This window comes from Streptomyces sp. STAM6, assembly GCF_054963715.1.
The window spans coordinates 302,406-320,312 of sequence record NZ_JBUEFZ010000001.1; the positions used below are offsets into that span (position 1 = coordinate 302,406).

Consider the following 17,907-nt stretch of genomic DNA (forward strand, 5'->3'; position numbering starts at 1 on the left):
GGGACCGCCGTGTCGAAGAGGACCCGCAAGCGGAAGTGGCGTCTCAGGAAGGGCCGCGCCAACCACGGCCGCCGGCCGGCGTGATCGCGGCTCCTGGGTCGTGTCCGCAGGGCAGCGTCCTCCGCCCGCCGGGCGGACCGGACTCCGCGGACACGACCCGGCCGTGAGCCCCCGCCTTTCCCCTGCCTTCCCCTGCCTGCCCCGGCATGACCCGGCATGACCCGGCCGTGGGCCCGTGCCCGCGGGGGCCTCAGGCGCGCGGGGGTTCTGTGGGGGGCAGGTCTTTCGGGGAGTCGGCGGAGAAGGGGGTGAGGTCCCAGTCCGGCTCGGGGTCGCGGGGCCCGAAGAGGGCCGTGAGCGCGAGGTGGGCGATCATCGCCGCTATCGGCCACGCCAGCAGCGCGCCGTACGCGTGGAGCTCGAGCGGCGCGTCGAAGGTGACGCCCTCCCCCACCGCCCGGGCGTGACCGGCCACGTCGTGGGACGGACCCAGCAGGGTGCCGACGCCCCAGCCGAGGGCCGAGCCCAACAGACCGCCGAGGGCGAGGCCCAGGACCACCGCGATACCGCCGTGCCGGAGGAACCAGAACACCACCGCCGCGCTGAGCGCGCCGAAGCCCAGGGCGAGCAGCGTGAACATTCCGTCCGCGCCGATCGAGCCCTCCCCCTCCGTGTCCTTGAGGAAGACGCTCGTGCCGTCCGAGACGAGCGGGATGCGCGGCGCGAGCCAGAGCCACAGCAGACCGAACGCGATGCCCGCGAGGGTCACCCCGAGCAGCACCAGGGCAGCCTGCCGGACCTCGGCCGCCGTGTCCGGCGCGTCGTCTCCGCGGGGCGTCCGCGGGTAGGGCGGCGGCCAGGCGGAGTGGTCGTGGGGAGGCTGGTGGGGCGGAGTCAGCGGTGCGGTCACCCTGCCATCGTGCCAGGCGCCGGGGCGGGGTGCCTCACCGGACCGCCGCCCGCCGGTAGGCCCAGGTCGCCACGGTCAGAGAGACGACGCCGACGGCCGCGCAGACCGCCAGATCGACACCGACGGCCGCCCAGTCGGGCCGGGCGTCGAAGGTCCTGGCCAGTGCCTCCACCCCGTAGGTGGAGGGCAGCAGATCGCGTGCCCAGCCGATCGGCCCCGGCAGCCGTTCGCCCGGCAGCACCCCGAGCAGCAGGGCGGCCGACATCCCCAATTGGCCCAGGAGCGTGGCGAGTTCCGGGCGCGGGGCGAGGAGCCCGAGCGCCGCCCCCAGCCCGGCGAGCGCCGCTCCGGAGAGCGGCACCACCGCGGCCAGGATCCACAGATGGGTCAGCGGCAGCTGGAAGAGGACGGAGCCGGTGACCGCGGTGACCACGGTTCCGGGCACGGTGAACGACGCGTACGCGCCGGCCGCGCCGAGGACCACCGCGGCGGGCGGCACGGGCAGTGTGGCGTAGTGGTCCAGCCCGCCGCCGGCCCGGAGCTGTCCGAAGTACTGCGCGAGCAGGTTCAGCGCGACGAACGCCACGACGAGCACGGACGACCCGGCGACGACGGCGCGCGCCTCGGACCCCCCGTCCACGACCCCCCGCATCAGGACCATGATCCCGACGGACTGGAAGGTCGCCACGAAGAGCAGCGGGATACGGGCGACCCGGGCACGGGACAGCTGGGCGCGGTAGATCGCGGCGAGCGCGGGCATCAGCCGCGCCCGGGGTGCCAGCGGCGCGGCGGGCTCGGCGGCCGTACCGTCGGCCGCCACCGGGCGGACGGCCTTGGCCGAGAGGGCCTGTGCGGGCACGATGCTCACCTGACACTGCTCCTGTCCCGAGAAGTCATGCCTTGACCAGCCCCTTCGCCTGGCCGCCGAGCGCCAGGTAGACGTCTTCCAGGCTCGGTGTCGCCAGCGTGAAGTCGTCGAGCGCCGCGAAGGCCGCGCCGCCCGTCACCGCGGCGACCGCGGCGCGGGCCTCGTCCGGGGCGAGCCGCAGTACCCACCGGCGCCCCGTCTCCTGCGCGGACGGGCGCAGCGCGGCGACCTCGGGCACGTCGAGCGGCGCCCGCTCGCGCCACACCAGCTCGACGCGGACCTCGCCGGCGACGCGCTCCTTCAGCCCGGCCGGGGTGTCACAGGCGATGAGCCGGCCGCGCTCCAGGACGGCGACCCGGTCGAGCACGGTCTCCGCCTCGATGACGTTGTGGGTGACGAGCAGGACCGTGGTGCCGTGCTCGGCGCGCCGCCGGTCGACCGCGGCCCACACGGCCCGCCGGGCGACGGGGTCCATGCCGGTGGTGGGCTCGTCCAGGACGAGGAGGGGGCGCTCGCCGACCAGCGTGGCCGCGAAGCAGGCCAGCCGCCGCTGCCCGCCGGAGAGCTTCTTCAGCGGGCGCCCGGCGAGCTCAGTCAGGCCCAGTTCCTGCAGGACGGCGTCCCGCTCGGCGCGGGCCTCACGGGCGCCGAGGCCGCGCAGCCGCCCGGTCGTCTCGGCGGCGAGGGCGACGGTCAGCTCGTCGAGCGCGGTGGACTCCTGGCCGAGGTAGCCGACGAGGCGTGCGGCGCGCTCGGGGTGGCGTACGAGGTCGTGGCCGAGCACCTCGACGGTGCCCGAATCGGGGCGCATCAGTCCGGTGAGCTGGCGCACGAGGGTGGATTTGCCGGCGCCGTTCGGGCCGAGCAGGCCGAAGATCTCACCGCCCCGGACGTCCAGGCTGATCCCGTCGGTGGCCCGGATCCCGGGGGTGGCGGGGGCGCCTCGCCCGGCGCGCGCGGCGGGGTACGTCTTGACCAGATCCCGCACCACACACACCGTACTCACGAGGGATGAGCCTACGGGGTCGCGCCGCCTACTCGCCCACGGGGGCGTGCTCCGCGGCCGCCCGGACGTCGATCTCGCGCCAGAATCCCGCCCGGATCGCGTACCGGTCGTGCTCGTCGATCTGGTCGTCCTTGTGTGCCAGCAACCCGAATCGTGCCGCGTACCGCAGCAGTTCGCCGTCGATGCGGTGGGGGATGCGGGGGTACATGGTGGACAGCTTCTGGACGTGGGTCTGCTCGGGGAGCCGTTCCATCCAGCGCCGGGCGAAGACCTGGCCGACCTCGAAGGGGTCGCCGCCGACGGTGGTGATGTCCTCCTCGCGGTCGGCCCAGCGCTGCTCGGCGCTGGTCAGCTGGGCGAGGGTGGGCAGTGAGGCGGTCTCGGCGGGCTCGCCGAGCTGGCCGCCGGGGCGCTCGACCCAGCCGCGGTCGGAGGACCAGCGCAGGGTCGCGTTCGCGGGGTGCGGGGCGGGCTGGTGGCCGGGGGCGCGCAGGCCCGCGAGGTCCTTCGGGGTGGGGACGCCCTTGGCGCCGCCGGGAGCGGGGCCGCCGGCGGGGGCGCTGCCGTTGCCGTTCTCGCGGGCGGTGCCGTTGGTGGCGGGGGCGACGACCGCCGTGGTCTCGGTCGCACGCTCGGCGGCCGCGGCGAGCGCCGACTCGGGCAGCGGGGCGGACAGGATGGCGGCGATCTCGGGGCGGGGCGCGGGGCTGGGGGCGCAGATGCCGTTGAGTTCCTTGGCCCGGACGGCCCGGGTGATCCACTCGCGGTCGAGGACGCGGCGTTCGTCGGCCTCGGCGACGAGGTCCTCGGACTGGTTGTAGTCGCCGTCGGCGGCCTGGACGGCCCAGAGGTGGACGGCGACCCCGTGCTCCTTGGCGTCCATCAGTCCGGGCAGCAGGTCGCCGTCACCGGTGACGAGCACGATGTCGGAGCAGGCGCGGTTCCTCGCCAGTTCGGTGAGCTCGGCGTGCATGGCGGCGTCGACGCCCTTCTGGGCCCATCGTCCGTCGCTGCGGGTCAGGGCGCCCAGCCGTACGGTGACGCGGGGCATGACGCGCAGCCGCCGGTGTTCGGGCTGCGGTACGCGGTCGGGGGCGCCGTCGAACCAGTAGATCCGCAGCAGGGGCTGTTCGGTGTCCGCCTCCGCCCGTTCTCGGAGACCGTGGATGAGGGCGGCGTGGTCGACGGAGATCCGGGAGCGGGCCGGTTCTCCGGCGAGAAGGCTGGCAGCGGCGCCCAGCAGATAGCCGGCGTCCACGAGAACGACGCAGCGGTCCACGTGTTCCACCCTCTTTCGGGAACCTCGGGATCGGAGTTGCTTCGGGTTTCCTTCGAGTCTGCCCGACTGCCGGAGGGTTAACGGGGGGAACTGGATCATCGGCGTGGCGGATTGCCCGCACCGGCGGGCCGATCCGAGCGGGCGGGCGCCGACTACCGTGCGCAATGATCCAAAATGCGCGCATTATGGGCGTATGTGAGTCTGGTCGCGGCCCTGGCCCCCACACCCCCCAGGAGGCATCCCCATGGCCAAGAACAAGAACCGTGATCGCAGTCAGAAGGCGTCGGCCGCGGAGCGCGGCCAGCAGCAGGCGCAGAAGTCGTCCATGGAGGCGCAGGCCGAGCAGCGGCTCTCCCAGGTCACTCCGTCCGACATCGCCCACAAGGGCAGGCAGAAGCGCTTCGGTCACAACTGACCGGCTCGACGCGTGAAGGGGCGCGCCCGTGACGACGGGCGCGCCCCTTCATGTCCGCGGGTGCCTCCGGGGGTCCGCCGGGGTGCGTGCGGGTGCCGCCGGGGTGCGTGCGGTGTCCGCCGGGGTGCGTGCGGCTGTCGGCCCGGGTTCGTGCGGGTGTCAGCCCGCCAGGCAGGACGGGCCGAGCAGCACCTTGAGGTCACCGAAGAGCGCCGGGTCCGGCTGGACGCGGTGCCGGTCGAGCCGCAGCACGGTGGTGGACCGCGGGCCCTGGAGTTTGATCCGGACCTCGGTGTTGCCCTTGTGGTGGCTGAGGATCTCGCCGAGCCGGCTGACCATCGGCGGGGTCACCTTCACGGTGGGGATGGTGAGCACGACGGGCGCGTTGGTGCCCGCGGAGGACAGGTCCGGGACCATCAGCTCCATGGCCACCAGCCGGGGAACGTCCTCGCGCTTGTCGAGGCGGCCCTTGACGAAGACGACGGTGTCCTCGACGAGCTGGGTGGAGACCAGCTGGTAGGTGGCCGGGAAGAACATGCACTCGATGGAGCCGGCCAGGTCCTCGACGGTCGCGATGGCCCAGGCGTTGCCCTGCTTGGTCATCTTGCGCTGGAGGCCGGAGATGATGCCGCCGATGGTGACGACCGCGCCGTCGGCGTGCTCACCACCGGTGAGCTGGGAGATCCCGGCGTCCGTCTTGTCGGACAGGACGTGCTCCAGACCGAACAGCGGGTGGTCGGAGACATAGAGGCCGAGCATCTCGCGCTCCTGCGCGAGCAGGTACGACTTCTCCCACTCCACGTCGGAGAACTCGACGTCGAGACCGAAGCCCGGTTCCTTGCTGTCCTCGTCGCCCATGCCGCCGAAGAGGTCGAACTGTCCCTCCGCCTCCTTGCGCTTGACCGCGACCACATTGTCGATCATCGGTTCGTGGTGGGCGACCAGGCCCTTGCGGGTGTGGCCCATCTCGTCGAAGGCGCCGGCCTTGATCAGCGACTCGATGGTCCGCTTGTTGCAGACGACGGCCTCGACCTTGTCCAGGAAGTCGGGGAAGGAGGTGTACTTCCCCTTCGCCTTGCGGCATTTGATGATCGAGTCCACGACGTTCTGGCCGACGTTGCGCACGGCGGTGAGGCCGAAGAGGATCACGTCGTCGCCCTGGGCCGCGAAGTTCGGCTCGGACTCGTTCACATTGGGCGGGAGCACCCTGATGCCCATGCGGCGGCACTCGTTCAGATAGACCGCCGACTTGTCCTTGTCGTCCTTGACGGACGTGAGCAGCGCCGCCATGTACTCGGCGGGGTGGTTGGCCTTGAGGTAGGCGGTCCAGTAGGAGACGAGTCCGTACGCGGCGGAGTGGGCCTTGTTGAAGGCGTATCCGGCGAACGGGACCAGCACGTCCCACAGGGCCTGGATGGCCTCGTCGCTGAAGCCCTTCTTGCGGGCGCCCTCCTGGAAGAGGACGAAGTTCTTCGCCAGTTCCTCGGGCTTCTTCTTGCCCATGACGCGGCGGAGGATGTCGGCCTCGCCGAGCGAGTACCCGGCGATGATCTGGGCGGCCTTCTGCACCTGCTCCTGGTAGACGATCAGGCCGTAGGTGACGTCCAGGACCTCCTTGAGCGGCTCCTCCAGCTCGGGGTGGATCGGGGTGATCTCCTGCTGGCCGTTCTTGCGCAGGGCGTAGTTGGTGTGCGAGTTCATGCCCATCGGGCCCGGCCGGTAGAGGGCCGACACGGCGGAGATGTCTTCGAAGTTGTCCGGCTTCATCAGCCGCAGCAGCGAGCGCATGGGGCCGCCGTCGAACTGGAAGACGCCGAGGGTGTCACCGCGCTGGAGCAGTTCGAAGGTCGTGGGGTCGTCGAGCGGGAGGCTGAGGAGATCGATGTCGATCCCCTTGTTGGCCTTCACCATCTTGACGGCGTCGTCCATGATCGTCAGGTTGCGCAGGCCGAGGAAGTCCATCTTCAGCAGGCCGAGCGACTCGCAGCTCGGGTAGTCCCACTGCGTGATGGTCACGCCGTCGGTGTGCCGGACCCAGACCGGGACGTGGTCGGTGATCGTCTCGCTGGACATGATCACGCCGGCGGCGTGCACGCCCATCTGCCGGACCAGGCCCTCGACCCCGCGCGCGGTGTCGATGACCTTCTTCACGTCCGGCTCGTTCTCGTACATCCCGCGGATCTCGCCGGCCTCGCTGTACCGCGGGTGGCTGGGGTCGAGGATGCCCGAGAGCGGGATGCCCTTGCCGAGGACGTCGGCGGGCATGGCCTTGGTGAGCCGGTCGCCCATCGCGTACGGGTAGCCCAGGACACGGGCCGAGTCCTTGATCGCGTTCTTGGCCTTGATGGTGCCGTACGTGCCGATCATGGCGACCTTGTCCTGGCCGTACTTCTCGGTCACGTACCGGATCACCTCGACGCGCCTGCGCTCGTCGAAGTCGATGTCGACATCGGGCATCGAGATGCGCTCGGGGTTGAGGAAGCGCTCGAAGATCAGTCCGTGCGGGATGGGGTCGAGGTCGGTGATGCCGAGGGCGTAGGCGACGATCGAGCCGGCCGCGGAGCCCCGGCCGGGACCGACGGCGATGCCCTGCTTCTTGGCCCACATGATGAAGTCGGCGACGACGAGGAAGTACCCCGGGAAGCCCATCGAGATGATGGTGTCCATCTCGTACTCGACCTGCTTCATGCGGTCGTCCGGGATCCCGTCCGGGAAGCGGCGGTGCATGCCGCGCATGGTCTCCTCGCGGAACCAGGTGACCTCGGTGTACCCCTCGGGGATGTCGAACTTCGGCATGAGGTTCTTCGCCTCGAACATGCCGGTCGTGTCGATCTGCTCCGCGACCAGGAGGGTGTTGGCGCAGCCCTCCTGCCAGGCGTCCGAGGAGTCGATGGCGTACATCTCGTCCGTGGACTTGAGGTAGTAGCCGGTGCCGTCGAACTTGAAGCGGTCCGGGTCGGAGAGGTTCTTGCCGGTCTGGATGCACAGCAGCGCGTCGTGGGCACCGGCCTCGTGCGCGTACGTGTAGTGCGAGTCGTTGGTGACCAGGGGCGGAATGCCGAGCTTCTTGCCGATCTCCAGGAGCCCGTCGCGGACCCGGCGCTCGATCTCGATGCCGTGGTCCATCAGCTCCAGGAAGTACCGGTCCTTGCCGAAGATGTCCTGGTACTCGGAGGCCGACTTCAGGGCCTCGTCGAACTGGCCGAGCCGGAGCCGGGTCTGCAGTTCGCCGGAGGGGCAGCCGGTGGAGGCGATGAGGCCCTCGGACCACTGGGCGATGGTCTCCTTGTCCATCCGGGGCCACTTCTGCAGCCACCCCTCCTTGTAGGCGTCGGAGGAGAGCCGGAAGAGGTTGTGCAGACCGGTGGCGTTCGCCGCCCAGATCGTCTTGTGGGTGTAACCACCCGAACCGGAGACGTCGTCCCGCTTCTGGTGCGGCTGGCCCCAGAGGATCTTGCGCTTGTTGCGCCGCGACTCGGGGGCGACGTACGCCTCGATGCCGATGATCGGCGTGACGCCCGCCTTCTTCGCCGAGTGGAAGAAGTCGTACGCCCCGTGGAGGTTGCCGTGGTCGGACATGGCGATGTGCGTCATGCCCATCTCGTTGCAGGCGTTGAACATGTCCTTGAGCCGCGCGGCACCGTCCAGCAGGGAGTACTGGGTGTGCACGTGAAGGTGCGTGAACGGCGGCTTCGACACGGCTGCTGCCTCCGGCGGTCGGGGATGGGGGACAGCCTGGAAGTCTACGTCTCCCCACTGACAGGAGGTGGGCACTGACGGGTACGGTCGCGCGTTGGAGGGAGCGGAACACCCGTCCCTTTTGTCATGCGCACTGTCACGGGCGCAGGACGCGCACGTACGTACCAGGAGGCACTCCGAGATGTCGGTCCCGCAGCACACCGCCGAGGAGCGAGGCGAGCAGATACTCGCGGTCTTCGGCACGGCCTTCGGCGAGCTCCTGGCCGCGGACCCGGCCGCCTTCCGGGTCAAGTTCCGGAAGATGGCCGGGTCGGCCTTCGCCTTCTACCGGGGGACGGCCTGCCTCTTCTACGCCGATCTCGACCAGGAACACCGGGGCGGGCCGTACCTGGACGAGCGGACGAGCCGGGTGTGGATCCACGGTGACCTGCACGCCGAGAACTTCGGCACGTACATGGACGCCAACGGCCGGCTGATCTTCAACGTCAACGACTTCGACGAGGCCTACGTGGGGCCCTTCACCTGGGACCTGAAGCGGCTGTCCGCCTCGCTGGCGCTGATCGGCTACGCGAAGGCGCTCAGCGACCGGCAGATCACCGAGCTCGTCCGGATCTGCGCCGCCGCCTACCGCGAGCGCATCCACGCCCTGGCCTCCGGCGCCAGGAGCGGCGATCTGTCGGACCTGCCGCCCTTCACCCTGGACACCGCCGAGGGCCCGCTGCTGGACGCGCTGCGCGACGCCCGTTCGCTGACCCGTTTCGGCCTGCTGGAGTCGATGACCGAGATCCGTGACTTCGAGCGCCGGTTCGCGCCGGGCGGCGGCTCCGTCGAGCTGGACGCGGCCACCCGCTACAAGGTCCTGGCGGCCTTCGACGGGTACCTGGAGACGCTGCCCGAGTCCAGCCTCGCCCGCCCGGACTCGTACCGGGTGAAGGACGTCGTGGGCCGCCGCGGCATCGGCATCGGGTCCGCCGGGCTCCCCTCGTACAACATTTTGCTGGAGGGCAACAGCGACGCCCTCGAGAACGACGTCGTGATCTACATGAAGCAGGCGCAGACGCCGGCGGTCTCCCGCCACGTCACGGACGCCGCCGTGCGCGAGTACTTCCAGCACGAGGGACACCGCACGGTGATCTCGCAGCGCGCGCTGCAGGACCACGCGGACCCGTGGCTGGGGTGGACGGAGCTGGACGGCGCCGGACAGCTGGTCGCCGAGGTCTCTCCGTACGCCGTGGACCTGGACTGGTCGGACATCGACGACCCCGAGGAGATCGCGGCCACCGTCGCGGACCTGGGCCGGGCGACGGCGACCATGCACGCCGCGGCGGACGACGAGAGCGGCCACTCCCTGGTGCCGTTCTCCACCGAGCGGGCCATCGACGCGGCCATCGCCGCCGACGAGGAGGGCTTCGGGGAGCTGCTGGTGGACTTCGCGCACGGCTACGGCGCGCGGGCGCGGGCGGACCACCAGATCTTCGTCGACCTGTTCCGCAACGGCCGGATTCCAGGCCTCTAGGACCTCGTCACGGCGAGTCCGGCCGGATCCTTAGGGCTCGCTTACAGGCGGGCGTGGCACACTCTCGGCGATGGACGACATATCCGGGACCTGGCTCAGGGGAGCACGGGCGGCGTTCTTCACGACACTGGTCGTGACGCTGTCCGTGGCCTCCCATGTGCTGCTGTCCCGCGTCCCGCTGCCGCTGCCCACGGTCGCCGCGGTCGCGGCCGGCGTGTTCGCCGTCGCCTACGCGCTGGCGGGCGACGAGCGCGGCTTCCGGCACATCGCCGGACTGCTCGTCCCGCTGGAACTGGCCGCCGACACGGTCTTCACCACCGGGCAGCACGTCTGTTACGGACCGTCCGGCGGTCCCGTGGCGGGTTCGCTGCGCGCGGTCGGCGTCGACGTGCTGTGCGGCGGCGGTGTGGGCACCCCGCTGCCCGGGGTGGTCACCCCGGAGAGCGGCGCCGCCGGGCTGCTCCACTCCACCGATCCGGCGCTGCCCTGGCTGCTGCTCGCCGCCCACGTGGGCGTCGGCCTGATCGCGGCGGCCTGGCTGCGGCGCGGTGAGAGCGCGCTCGCCGGTCTGCTGCGGACGGTGGCCGCCGTCACGTTCCGGCCGCTGCTGGTCGCCGTCGCCGTGGTGGGTGCCGCGGCCGGCGGTGCCGTGGGGCGCGGGCCGCGGCCCGCGAGCCGGCCCCGTCCGTCTCGTACCCGCCTCCTCGTGCACTCCGTCGGACGGCGCGGACCGCCCTGCCTGGCCCTCACCGCCTGAGCACAGCAGTCCCCCCGCACACTTTTCGACACGGAGAACACCACCATGAGTGCACGCAACAGCCAGGCGAACAAGGCGGCGGCCCGCGAGCGGCTGCGCGCCGAGCGCGAGCGCCAGGCCAAGCGGGACAAGGTCCGCAGGCAGGTCACCGTGGGCGTCTCGGCCGTCGCCGTCCTGGCGGTGGCCGGCGGTATCGCCTACGCCGTCATGCAGGCGACCAAGCCCTCCCACTGGGAGGCGATGAAGGAACAGAAGAGCGTCACCGCTCCCAAGAACACCTCTGGTGAGAACGGCACCACGGTCGTCATCGGCAAGCCGGCCGCCAAGAAGACGCTGGAGCTCTACGAGGACTCGCGCTGTCCGATCTGCGCGACGTTCGAGCAGCAGATCGGCGAGACGATCGAGAAGGACGTCGCCGCCGGCAAGTACAAGATCCAGTACGTGGGTGCCACGTTCATCGACAATCCGACCCGGGGCGAGGGGTCCAAGAACGCCCTGTCCGCGCTGGGCGCCGCGCTCGATGTGAGCCCGGAGGCGTTCCTCGACTACAAGGCGGCGCTGTACTCGGCGAAGTTCCACCCGGAGGAGTCCGACGACAAGTTCGCCAAGGACTCCTACCTGCTGGAGGCGGCGGACACCGTCCCCGCCCTCAAGGGCAACGCCGAGTTCAAGAAGAACGTCGAGAGCGGCACCTTCGACGCGTGGGCGATGAAGATGTCCGAGGCCTTCGACAAGAGCGGGGTCACGGGCACGCCGACGCTGAAGATGGACGGCAAGCCGGTCACCGCCCCGGGCAGCAAGAACGCGCCCATGACGGTGCCGGAGTTCACGACTGCGATCAACACGGCGCTCAAGGGGTAACCGGGGCGCGGCTTTCGGCCAACGGGCGGGCGAACACTACCGAGTTCGCCCGCCCGACCGGTCTACCGATCAGTAATCTGATCGGCCGTGACCAGTCGAAACCTTTCTGCTCCCAGCCGCCGCACGGTCGTCAAGGCCGCTGCCGCCACCGCTGTCGCCGCACCGGTTCTCCTCCCCTCCCCCGCCTCGGCGGTGGAGGCCGCCACCCCCGTATTCCTGCACGGTGTCGCCTCCGGCGACCCGCTGCCCGACGGCGTCCTGCTGTGGACGCGCGTGACGCCGAGCGCGGACGCGCTGCCCGGCTCGGGCAAGGGCCCCGACACGGAGGTGAGATGGGAGGTCGCCGAGGACAGAGCGTTCACACGCAACGTCGCCGGGGGAACGGTGACCGCGACGGCCGCCACCGACCACACGGTCAAGGTGGATGTGCGGGGCCTGCGTCAGGAGACCTTCTACTACTTCCGGTTCACCTCGGGCGCGTCGGTCTCGCCCGTCGGCCGCACCCGCACCGCGCCGTCCGCCGAGGCCGCCACGCCCGGTGTCCGCTTCGGCGTGGTGTCGTGCGCCAACTGGGAGGCGGGCCACTTCGCCGCGTACCGCCATCTGGCCAACCGCGCGGACCTGGACGCCGTGCTGCACCTCGGCGACTACATCTACGAGTACCAGACCGGCGGCTACCCCAAGCCGGACTACGTCGTGCGCCCGCACGAGCCGCGGCACGAGATCGTCACCCTCGCCGACTACCGCGTCCGGCACGCCACGTACAAGACGGACGGGGACCTGCAGGCGCTGCACGCGGCGCACCCGGTGATAGCGATCTGGGACGACCACGAGTTCGCCGACGACACCTGGTCGGGCGGCGCGGACAACCACACGGCGGACTCGGAGGGCGACTGGGCCGCCCGCGCGGCGGCGGCCAAGCAGGCGTACTTCGAGTGGATGCCGGTGCGCGCCTCGACCGAGGGAACGGTCTACCGCCGGCTCCGCTTCGGCAAGCTGGCCGACCTGCATCTGCTGGACCTGCGTTCGTTCCGCTCGCAGCAGGCCCGTACGGGGTCCGGCTCGGTCGACGACCCGGAGCGCACGATCACCGGCCGGGCCCAGCTGGACTGGCTGAAGGCGGGACTGGCCGCCTCCGACGCGACCTGGAAGCTGGTCGGCACCTCGGTGATGATCTCGCCGGTCGCGTTCGGCTCGCTGCCGGCGCATCTGCTGGGTCCGGTCGCGGAGCTGCTGGGGATGCCCAAGGGCGGCCTGGCGGCCAACGTGGACCAGTGGGACGGGTACACGGACGACCGCAGGGAGCTGCTCGCGCACCTGACGGACCGGGCCATCCGCAACACCGTCTTCCTGACCGGTGACATCCACATGGCGTGGGCGAACGACGTACCGGTGAAGGCGGCGACGTACCCGAAGTCGGGTTCGGCGGCGACCGAGTTCGTGGTGACCTCGGTGACGTCGGACAACCTGGACGACATCCTGCACGTGGCCCCGGGAACGGTCTCCCTGGTGGCGTCCGCCGCGATCAAGGCGTCCAACACCCATGTGAAGTGGCTGGACATGGACAACCACGGCTACGGCGTCCTCGATGTGACGGCGGAGCGCTCCCAGATGGACTACTACACGGTGTCCGACAAGCGGAAGCCGGACGCTTCGTCGGCGTGGGCGCGCTCCTACCGCACGCTGAACGGAACGCAGAAGGTCGAGCGGGTGTACTCGCCGGTTCGCTGAGGCGTCCGAAGCATGTCCACGGCGCGATGACAGGGGCGATTTTCAGCCAACTACGCGCGTGTTAACAAAAGATCACACCTCTGCCGCGGGTGGTGTGTTCCGTAGATCGAATACGGACACACCACCCGTTCGCATGGGCGGATTCGTTACGTCCATGTCTCAACCATCGGAACGGGCCGAAGGATTTCCCCCCAATGTCTTCAAATACTCAACGATTGATTGGGCTTGAACGATGCTCATCAAGATCTGACATGGCCACGTAATCTCCCCGCGGTGGCGAGGAAAGCCCTCTCCACAACCCCCACGCGAGGAGTCACCATGCGTGCTCTTGCCCGAATATCTCCGCGTATGAACCGTCGTGCACTCGGCACCGCGGTCATGGCCGGAACCCTGGCCCTCTTCCCGCTCTCGGCCCCCACGGGAGCCGCTGTCGCCAAGGCCCCCGCCACGGCCTCGGCGGAGGAGTGCGCCGACGAGACGGGTGTGAGCGCCACCGCCCGGGAGGCCCGCCCCGGTTCCGGCCACGCCCACGAGCCCAACGAGATCACCGACGCCAAGGCCAAGGCCATGGACGCCGATCTGAAGAAGAGACTCGAAGCGGCCCGCGTGAGCGGCCGGAGCCTCGGCGTCGCCGCAGCCACCACCATCCCGGTCTACTTCCACGTCATCCACAGCGGCGAGACCGGCAAGCTCAGCTCCGCCGACATCAACGCCCAGATGGCGGTCCTCAACTCGGCCTTCGGCGGCCAGGGCACCGGCAACGCCGACTCCGGCTTCCAGTTCACGCTGGCCGGCACCGACTACACGGACAACGCGAGCTGGTACAACCTGGCCTCCGGCTCGACCGCCGAGAAGCAGATGAAGCAGACCCTGCGCAAGGGCGGCGCCGGCGCGCTGAACTTCTACACCGCCAACCTCAGCGGCGGACTGCTCGGCTGGGCCACCTTCCCGTCCTCGTACAAGTCCAGCCCGTCCATGGACGGTGTGGTCGTGCTCGACTCCTCGCTGCCCGGAGGCGCCGCCACCAACTACGACGAGGGCGACACCGGAACCCACGAGGTCGGCCACTGGATGGGCCTGTACCACACGTTCCAGGGCGGCTGTAACGGCAACGGCGACTACGTGACCGACACCCCGGCCGAGAAGAGCGCCGCGTACGAGTGCCCGACCGGCCGCGACACGTGCGTCAACAAGACGGGCGCGGACCCGATCCACAACTTCATGGACTACACCTACGACGCCTGCATGTACCAGTTCACGTCGGGCCAGGTGCAGCGCATGAGGGACAGCTGGACCGCGTACCGGGCCGGCTGAAATCCCTCTAACCTGGCGCCATGAGCGCGCCGGGGGACGAGGTCGACGGACGGTTCGAGCTGCTCGAACGGCTGGGCAGCGGGGGTATGGGCACGGTGTGGCGGGCACGCGACACCGTGCTCCACCGTGAGGTGGCCCTCAAGGAGGTGCGCTCCGGGGCCGGGACGGACCGTGCCCTGAGGGAACGCGTCCTGCGCGAGGCCCGGGCACTCGCCCGGCTGAGCCATCCCCATGTGGTGACCGTCCACCACATCGTCGAGGAGCAGCCGCACCCCTGGATCGTCATGGAGCTGCTGCCCGGCACCACCCTGCAGGACCGCCTCGGCGGGGGGCCACTGCCCCCGGCCGAGGCGGCGCGCCTGGGACGGCAACTGCTCTCCGCGCTCCGGGCCGCCCACGCGGCCGGAATCCAGCACAGGGACGTCAAGCCCGCCAACGTCCTGCTGCGCGCCGACGGCAGCGCCGTCCTCACCGACTTCGGCATCGCCGCCCTCCAGGGCTCCACGTCCCTCACCGAGACCGGGGAACTGATCGGCTCACCCGAGTACATGGCGCCCGAGCGGATCAGAGGGCACGACGAAACACGACACATCCCCATGGGTGCCTCGGACTTGTGGTCGCTGGGGCTGGTGCTGTACGTGTGCGTGGAAGGCGTCAGTCCGTTGCGCCGGGCCACCACACTGGCCACGCTGGCGGCAGTCCTTGACGACCCGGTTCCGCCGCCGGTGCGTTCCGGGCCGCTCGCCCCGGTGCTGAACGCCCTGCTGGTGCGCGACCCGGCGGCCCGGCCCGACGCGGCCCGGCTGGACGCGATGCTGGAGCGCGCGGAGTCGGCCAAGGCACCCCCCGCCCCGCACTGGGCCGCGCAGCCGACGGTCACGGCGGCGAACCCTTCGGCGGCGACACGGCCCCCGGGGCACGTACCGCCTCCGCCGGTCCCCGGCCCGGCGGCCGGTGAGCCCGTGACCCGGGAGCCGATGAGCCGGGAGCCGATGAGCCGTGAACCCGGGAGCCGTGAACCTGGCAGCCGTGAACCAGTGACGCGAGCGGTGGGACCGGCGGACAGCCGCGGGAACCGTACGACCGCGATGGTGACCGTGGTCGCGGCGGCCGTGGCGCTGGTCGCCGCCCTCGCCCTGGTCCTGGTCCTGCGCGAGCCGGAGACCCGCGCGGACGGCGGGAAGGGCACGACGGCGCCCACGTTCGCGGTCCCCGGCGCCGTGACGCCGAGCGCCGTCCCGCCTTCACGGATGACTCCCTCGTCCGCGTCCTCGGCGAGTTCGGCGAGCTCGGCTTCCTCTGCGAGCTCGGCTTCCTCTGCGGCCTCGGCGGCCTCCTCGGGCTCGTCGGCCCGCCCCGTCGGCGACAGCTGGGTGGCACAACTGGCCTCGGTGTCCAAGGCGGCCGGCACCGAGGCGCGGGAACGGCAGGCAAGGGCCCTGCGCGCCAGGGGCATCGAGGGCGCCGAGCTGCTGGACAGCGACGACTACGCCTCACTGCGCCCCGGATACTGGATGTTCTTCGTACCCGGCTTCGACAGCGGCACCGCCGCCGCCCAGTGGTGCCGCGCACACGGGCTCACCAACGGGACCGAGTGCCTGGGCCGTTATGTGAGCCACCGGCCGTCCGACTCCGGCCACCAGTGCGTCCCCGGCCCGGACGCCGTCAGCGGCCGCTGCACCCGCCCCTGAGCCGCCGGCCGCCGCTCCCGGCGGCCGGTCACTCGTCCCGCAGGCTCTCCACGAAGGCCAGGCCGGTCCGCCAGGTCCGCTCGGCCGCGTCCTCGTCGTAGTCGGGCAGATCCGGGTCGGTGTACAGGTGCCCGGCGCCGGGATAGCGGTAGATCTCGGTGTCCGCGCCGGCCTTCTGCATCTGCAGGTACCAGGCGCTCAGCCAGTCGTGCGGCTCGAACGCGTCGGGATCGGCGACATGCAGCTGCACGGGCAGCCCGTCCACCGCGGCGCCGTCCGGCAGGTCGGACGTGCCGTGCAGGAGCAGCAGCCCGCGCGCCTTGTCGTCACCGAGGGCCAGCGTCTGGGCGATGGCCCCGCCGAGGGAGAACCCCGCGTACACGAGGCGGCGCTCCGAGTAGGGAGCCGCGGCCATGATCGCCCGCTTGAGCAGCTCGTCGCGGCCGATCCGGTCCTTGATCTCCATGGCCTCCTCGGCGGTCCCGGCGGTTTGACCGTCGTAGAGGTCGGGCACGTGCACGTGGTGCCCGGCGGCGCGCAGCCGGTCGGCTGCGGCGTGCACGGCCGGGCGCAGCCCGTAGACCGAGTGGATGAGGAAGATGTCCATTCGGCCATCCTGCCAGGTGGTTTCGGAGACATGGAGAACGTACTGCGCCCGTTGACCGTCGTTGGTGGCTCGGTCGTGCTCACGCTGCTGGTCGGCTGGCTCGCCGACCTGTTGCTGCGCCGAGCCGACGCCCGGCACCACGAGACCCCGCTGTGGGGGCTGCTGCGCCGCTGCCGGCTGCCCCTTCAGGTGGTGCTGCTGACCGCGCTGCTGCGCGGCTCCTACCGCCAGACCCGATGGCATGTGATCGAGGAACACGAGGCCGGGATAGGGCAGGTGCTGTCCCTGGTGCTCATCGGTGCGAGCGCCTGGCTGGTGGTGCGCATCGCGGCGGCCGTCGTGGAGTCCACGTACGCCCGTTACGCCGCGTCCACGCGTGACCCGGCCCGGGTACGGCGGGTGCGCACCCAGGTGACGCTGATCATGCGGATCGTCACGGCGGTGGTCGCCGTGGTGGCGGTGGCGGCGATGCTGCTGACGTTCCCGGACTTCCGGACCATCGGCACCTCGATGCTGGCCTCGGCGGGCATCATAGGCATCGTGGCCGGTGTGGCCGCCCAGTCCACGCTCGGCAACCTCTTCGCCGGCTTCCAGATCGCCTTCGGCGACATGGTGCGGATCGGCGACACGGTGGTGGTGGACGGCGAGTGGGGCGTGGTCGAGGAGGTCACGCTGACCTTCCTGGCGGTCCGCACCTGGGACGAGCGGCGGATCACCATGCCCGTCTCCTACTTCACCAGCAAGCCGTTCGAGAACTGGTCCCGCGGCGGTGCCCAGATGACCGGCACCGTCTTCTTCCACCTGGACCACTCCGCGCCGGTCGGCCTGATACGCGAGCGGCTGAAGGAGGTCCTGCGGGACTGCCCGGCCTGGGACGGCCGCGACTGGTCGCTGGCCGTCACCGACACCACGCCCAGCACGATGCAGGTGCGGGCGGTGGTCACGGCGAAGGACGCGGACGACATCTGGACCGTGCGGTGCGTCGTGCGCGAACAGCTGATCGCCTGGCTGCACGAGAAGCACCCCTACGCGCTGCCCCGGATCGCCACGGCCCCGGCCGCGCTGCCGCGGGACGGGCAGGGCCCCCGACGCGGAAAGGCCGGTGCGCGCCCGCCGCGTGCGGAGGAGATCCACTCCAACAACGCGAACGGGTACGCCCTGGACGGCGAGGAGCCGTCGACGCCCGGCCCGCGCACCGGACGCGGCTAGGGCGTGTGTGGCCTCCCCAGCCGCACGGTCACCGCCGCCCCGAG

14 protein-coding genes are annotated in these 17,907 nt (G+C 71.0%); 8 read left to right on the top strand and 6 right to left on the bottom strand.

Features of this window, described 5'->3' with window-relative positions; translation table 11 throughout:
* Window positions 1-250: 250 nt before the first annotated feature.
* The 4 genes from ACY34K_RS01415 to ACY34K_RS01430 are packed head-to-tail and all read right to left on the bottom strand — an operon-like array spanning window position 251 to window position 4,063.
* Window positions 251-910, bottom strand: coding sequence for a DUF2567 domain-containing protein (locus ACY34K_RS01415; RefSeq protein WP_462742186.1), 660 nt, complete (start codon window positions 908-910; stop codon window positions 251-253).
* A 34-nt stretch (window positions 911-944) separates the two neighbouring features.
* A complete protein-coding gene (locus tag ACY34K_RS01420; protein ID WP_462742189.1) occupies window positions 945-1,778 on the bottom strand; it encodes an ABC transporter permease in 834 nt (277 codons plus the stop codon).
* A gap of 25 nt (window positions 1,779-1,803) precedes the next feature.
* The gene (locus ACY34K_RS01425) at window positions 1,804-2,775 is read right to left on the bottom strand and encodes an ABC transporter ATP-binding protein (RefSeq protein WP_462742747.1); all 972 of its coding nucleotides are present in this window, start codon (window positions 2,773-2,775) and stop codon (window positions 1,804-1,806) included.
* 37 nt (window positions 2,776-2,812) lie between these two features.
* Window positions 2,813-4,063, bottom strand: a complete 1,251-nt coding sequence (locus ACY34K_RS01430; RefSeq protein WP_462742192.1) for an NYN domain-containing protein — start codon at window positions 4,061-4,063, stop codon at window positions 2,813-2,815.
* 244 nt (window positions 4,064-4,307) lie between these two features.
* Here ACY34K_RS01430 and ACY34K_RS01435 point away from each other — a divergent pair, with 244 nt between their 5' ends.
* Window positions 4,308-4,478: a hypothetical protein gene (locus tag ACY34K_RS01435; protein WP_462742195.1), complete on the top strand. Its 171-nt coding sequence runs from the start codon at window positions 4,308-4,310 to the stop codon at window positions 4,476-4,478.
* A gap of 159 nt (window positions 4,479-4,637) precedes the next feature.
* Here the strand turns inward: ACY34K_RS01435 and dnaE are convergent, their stop codons facing one another.
* Window positions 4,638-8,177 (bottom strand): DNA polymerase III subunit alpha, encoded by a 3,540-nt coding sequence (gene dnaE, locus ACY34K_RS01440; RefSeq protein WP_462742198.1) that lies wholly within the window; start codon window positions 8,175-8,177, stop codon window positions 4,638-4,640.
* Between the two features lie 181 nt (window positions 8,178-8,358).
* Between dnaE and ACY34K_RS01445 the strand changes: the two genes are divergently transcribed.
* The 6 genes from ACY34K_RS01445 to ACY34K_RS01470 all read left to right on the top strand — a co-directional run bounded on the left by ACY34K_RS01445 (window position 8,359) and on the right by ACY34K_RS01470 (window position 16,047).
* The gene (locus ACY34K_RS01445; protein ID WP_462742201.1) at window positions 8,359-9,693 is read left to right on the top strand and encodes a DUF2252 domain-containing protein; all 1,335 of its coding nucleotides are present in this window, start codon (window positions 8,359-8,361) and stop codon (window positions 9,691-9,693) included.
* 70 nt (window positions 9,694-9,763) lie between these two features.
* Window positions 9,764-10,450, top strand: a complete 687-nt coding sequence (locus ACY34K_RS01450; protein ID WP_462742203.1) for a hypothetical protein — start codon at window positions 9,764-9,766, stop codon at window positions 10,448-10,450.
* 45 nt (window positions 10,451-10,495) lie between these two features.
* Window positions 10,496-11,311, top strand: a complete 816-nt coding sequence (locus ACY34K_RS01455) for a DsbA family protein (RefSeq protein ID WP_462742206.1) — start codon at window positions 10,496-10,498, stop codon at window positions 11,309-11,311.
* An 87-nt stretch (window positions 11,312-11,398) separates the two neighbouring features.
* Window positions 11,399-13,042, top strand: coding sequence for an alkaline phosphatase D family protein (locus ACY34K_RS01460; RefSeq protein WP_462742209.1), 1,644 nt, complete (start codon window positions 11,399-11,401; stop codon window positions 13,040-13,042).
* Window positions 13,043-13,390: 348 nt separating this feature from the next.
* The gene (locus ACY34K_RS01465; protein ID WP_462742212.1) at window positions 13,391-14,356 is read left to right on the top strand and encodes a zinc metalloprotease; all 966 of its coding nucleotides are present in this window, start codon (window positions 13,391-13,393) and stop codon (window positions 14,354-14,356) included.
* A gap of 20 nt (window positions 14,357-14,376) precedes the next feature.
* Window positions 14,377-16,047: a serine/threonine-protein kinase gene (locus ACY34K_RS01470; RefSeq protein WP_462742215.1), complete on the top strand. Its 1,671-nt coding sequence runs from the start codon at window positions 14,377-14,379 to the stop codon at window positions 16,045-16,047.
* 28 nt (window positions 16,048-16,075) lie between these two features.
* Here the strand turns inward: ACY34K_RS01470 and ACY34K_RS01475 are convergent, their stop codons facing one another.
* A complete protein-coding gene (locus ACY34K_RS01475; protein WP_462742218.1) occupies window positions 16,076-16,654 on the bottom strand; it encodes a dienelactone hydrolase family protein in 579 nt (192 codons plus the stop codon).
* A 30-nt stretch (window positions 16,655-16,684) separates the two neighbouring features.
* On the opposite strand from ACY34K_RS01475, the gene ACY34K_RS01480 reads away from it, so the two are divergent.
* Complete coding sequence (locus tag ACY34K_RS01480; RefSeq protein ID WP_462742220.1) at window positions 16,685-17,863, top strand: mechanosensitive ion channel family protein; 1,179 nt, start codon at window positions 16,685-16,687, stop codon at window positions 17,861-17,863.
* The last annotated feature ends 44 nt before the right edge of the window (window positions 17,864-17,907 follow it).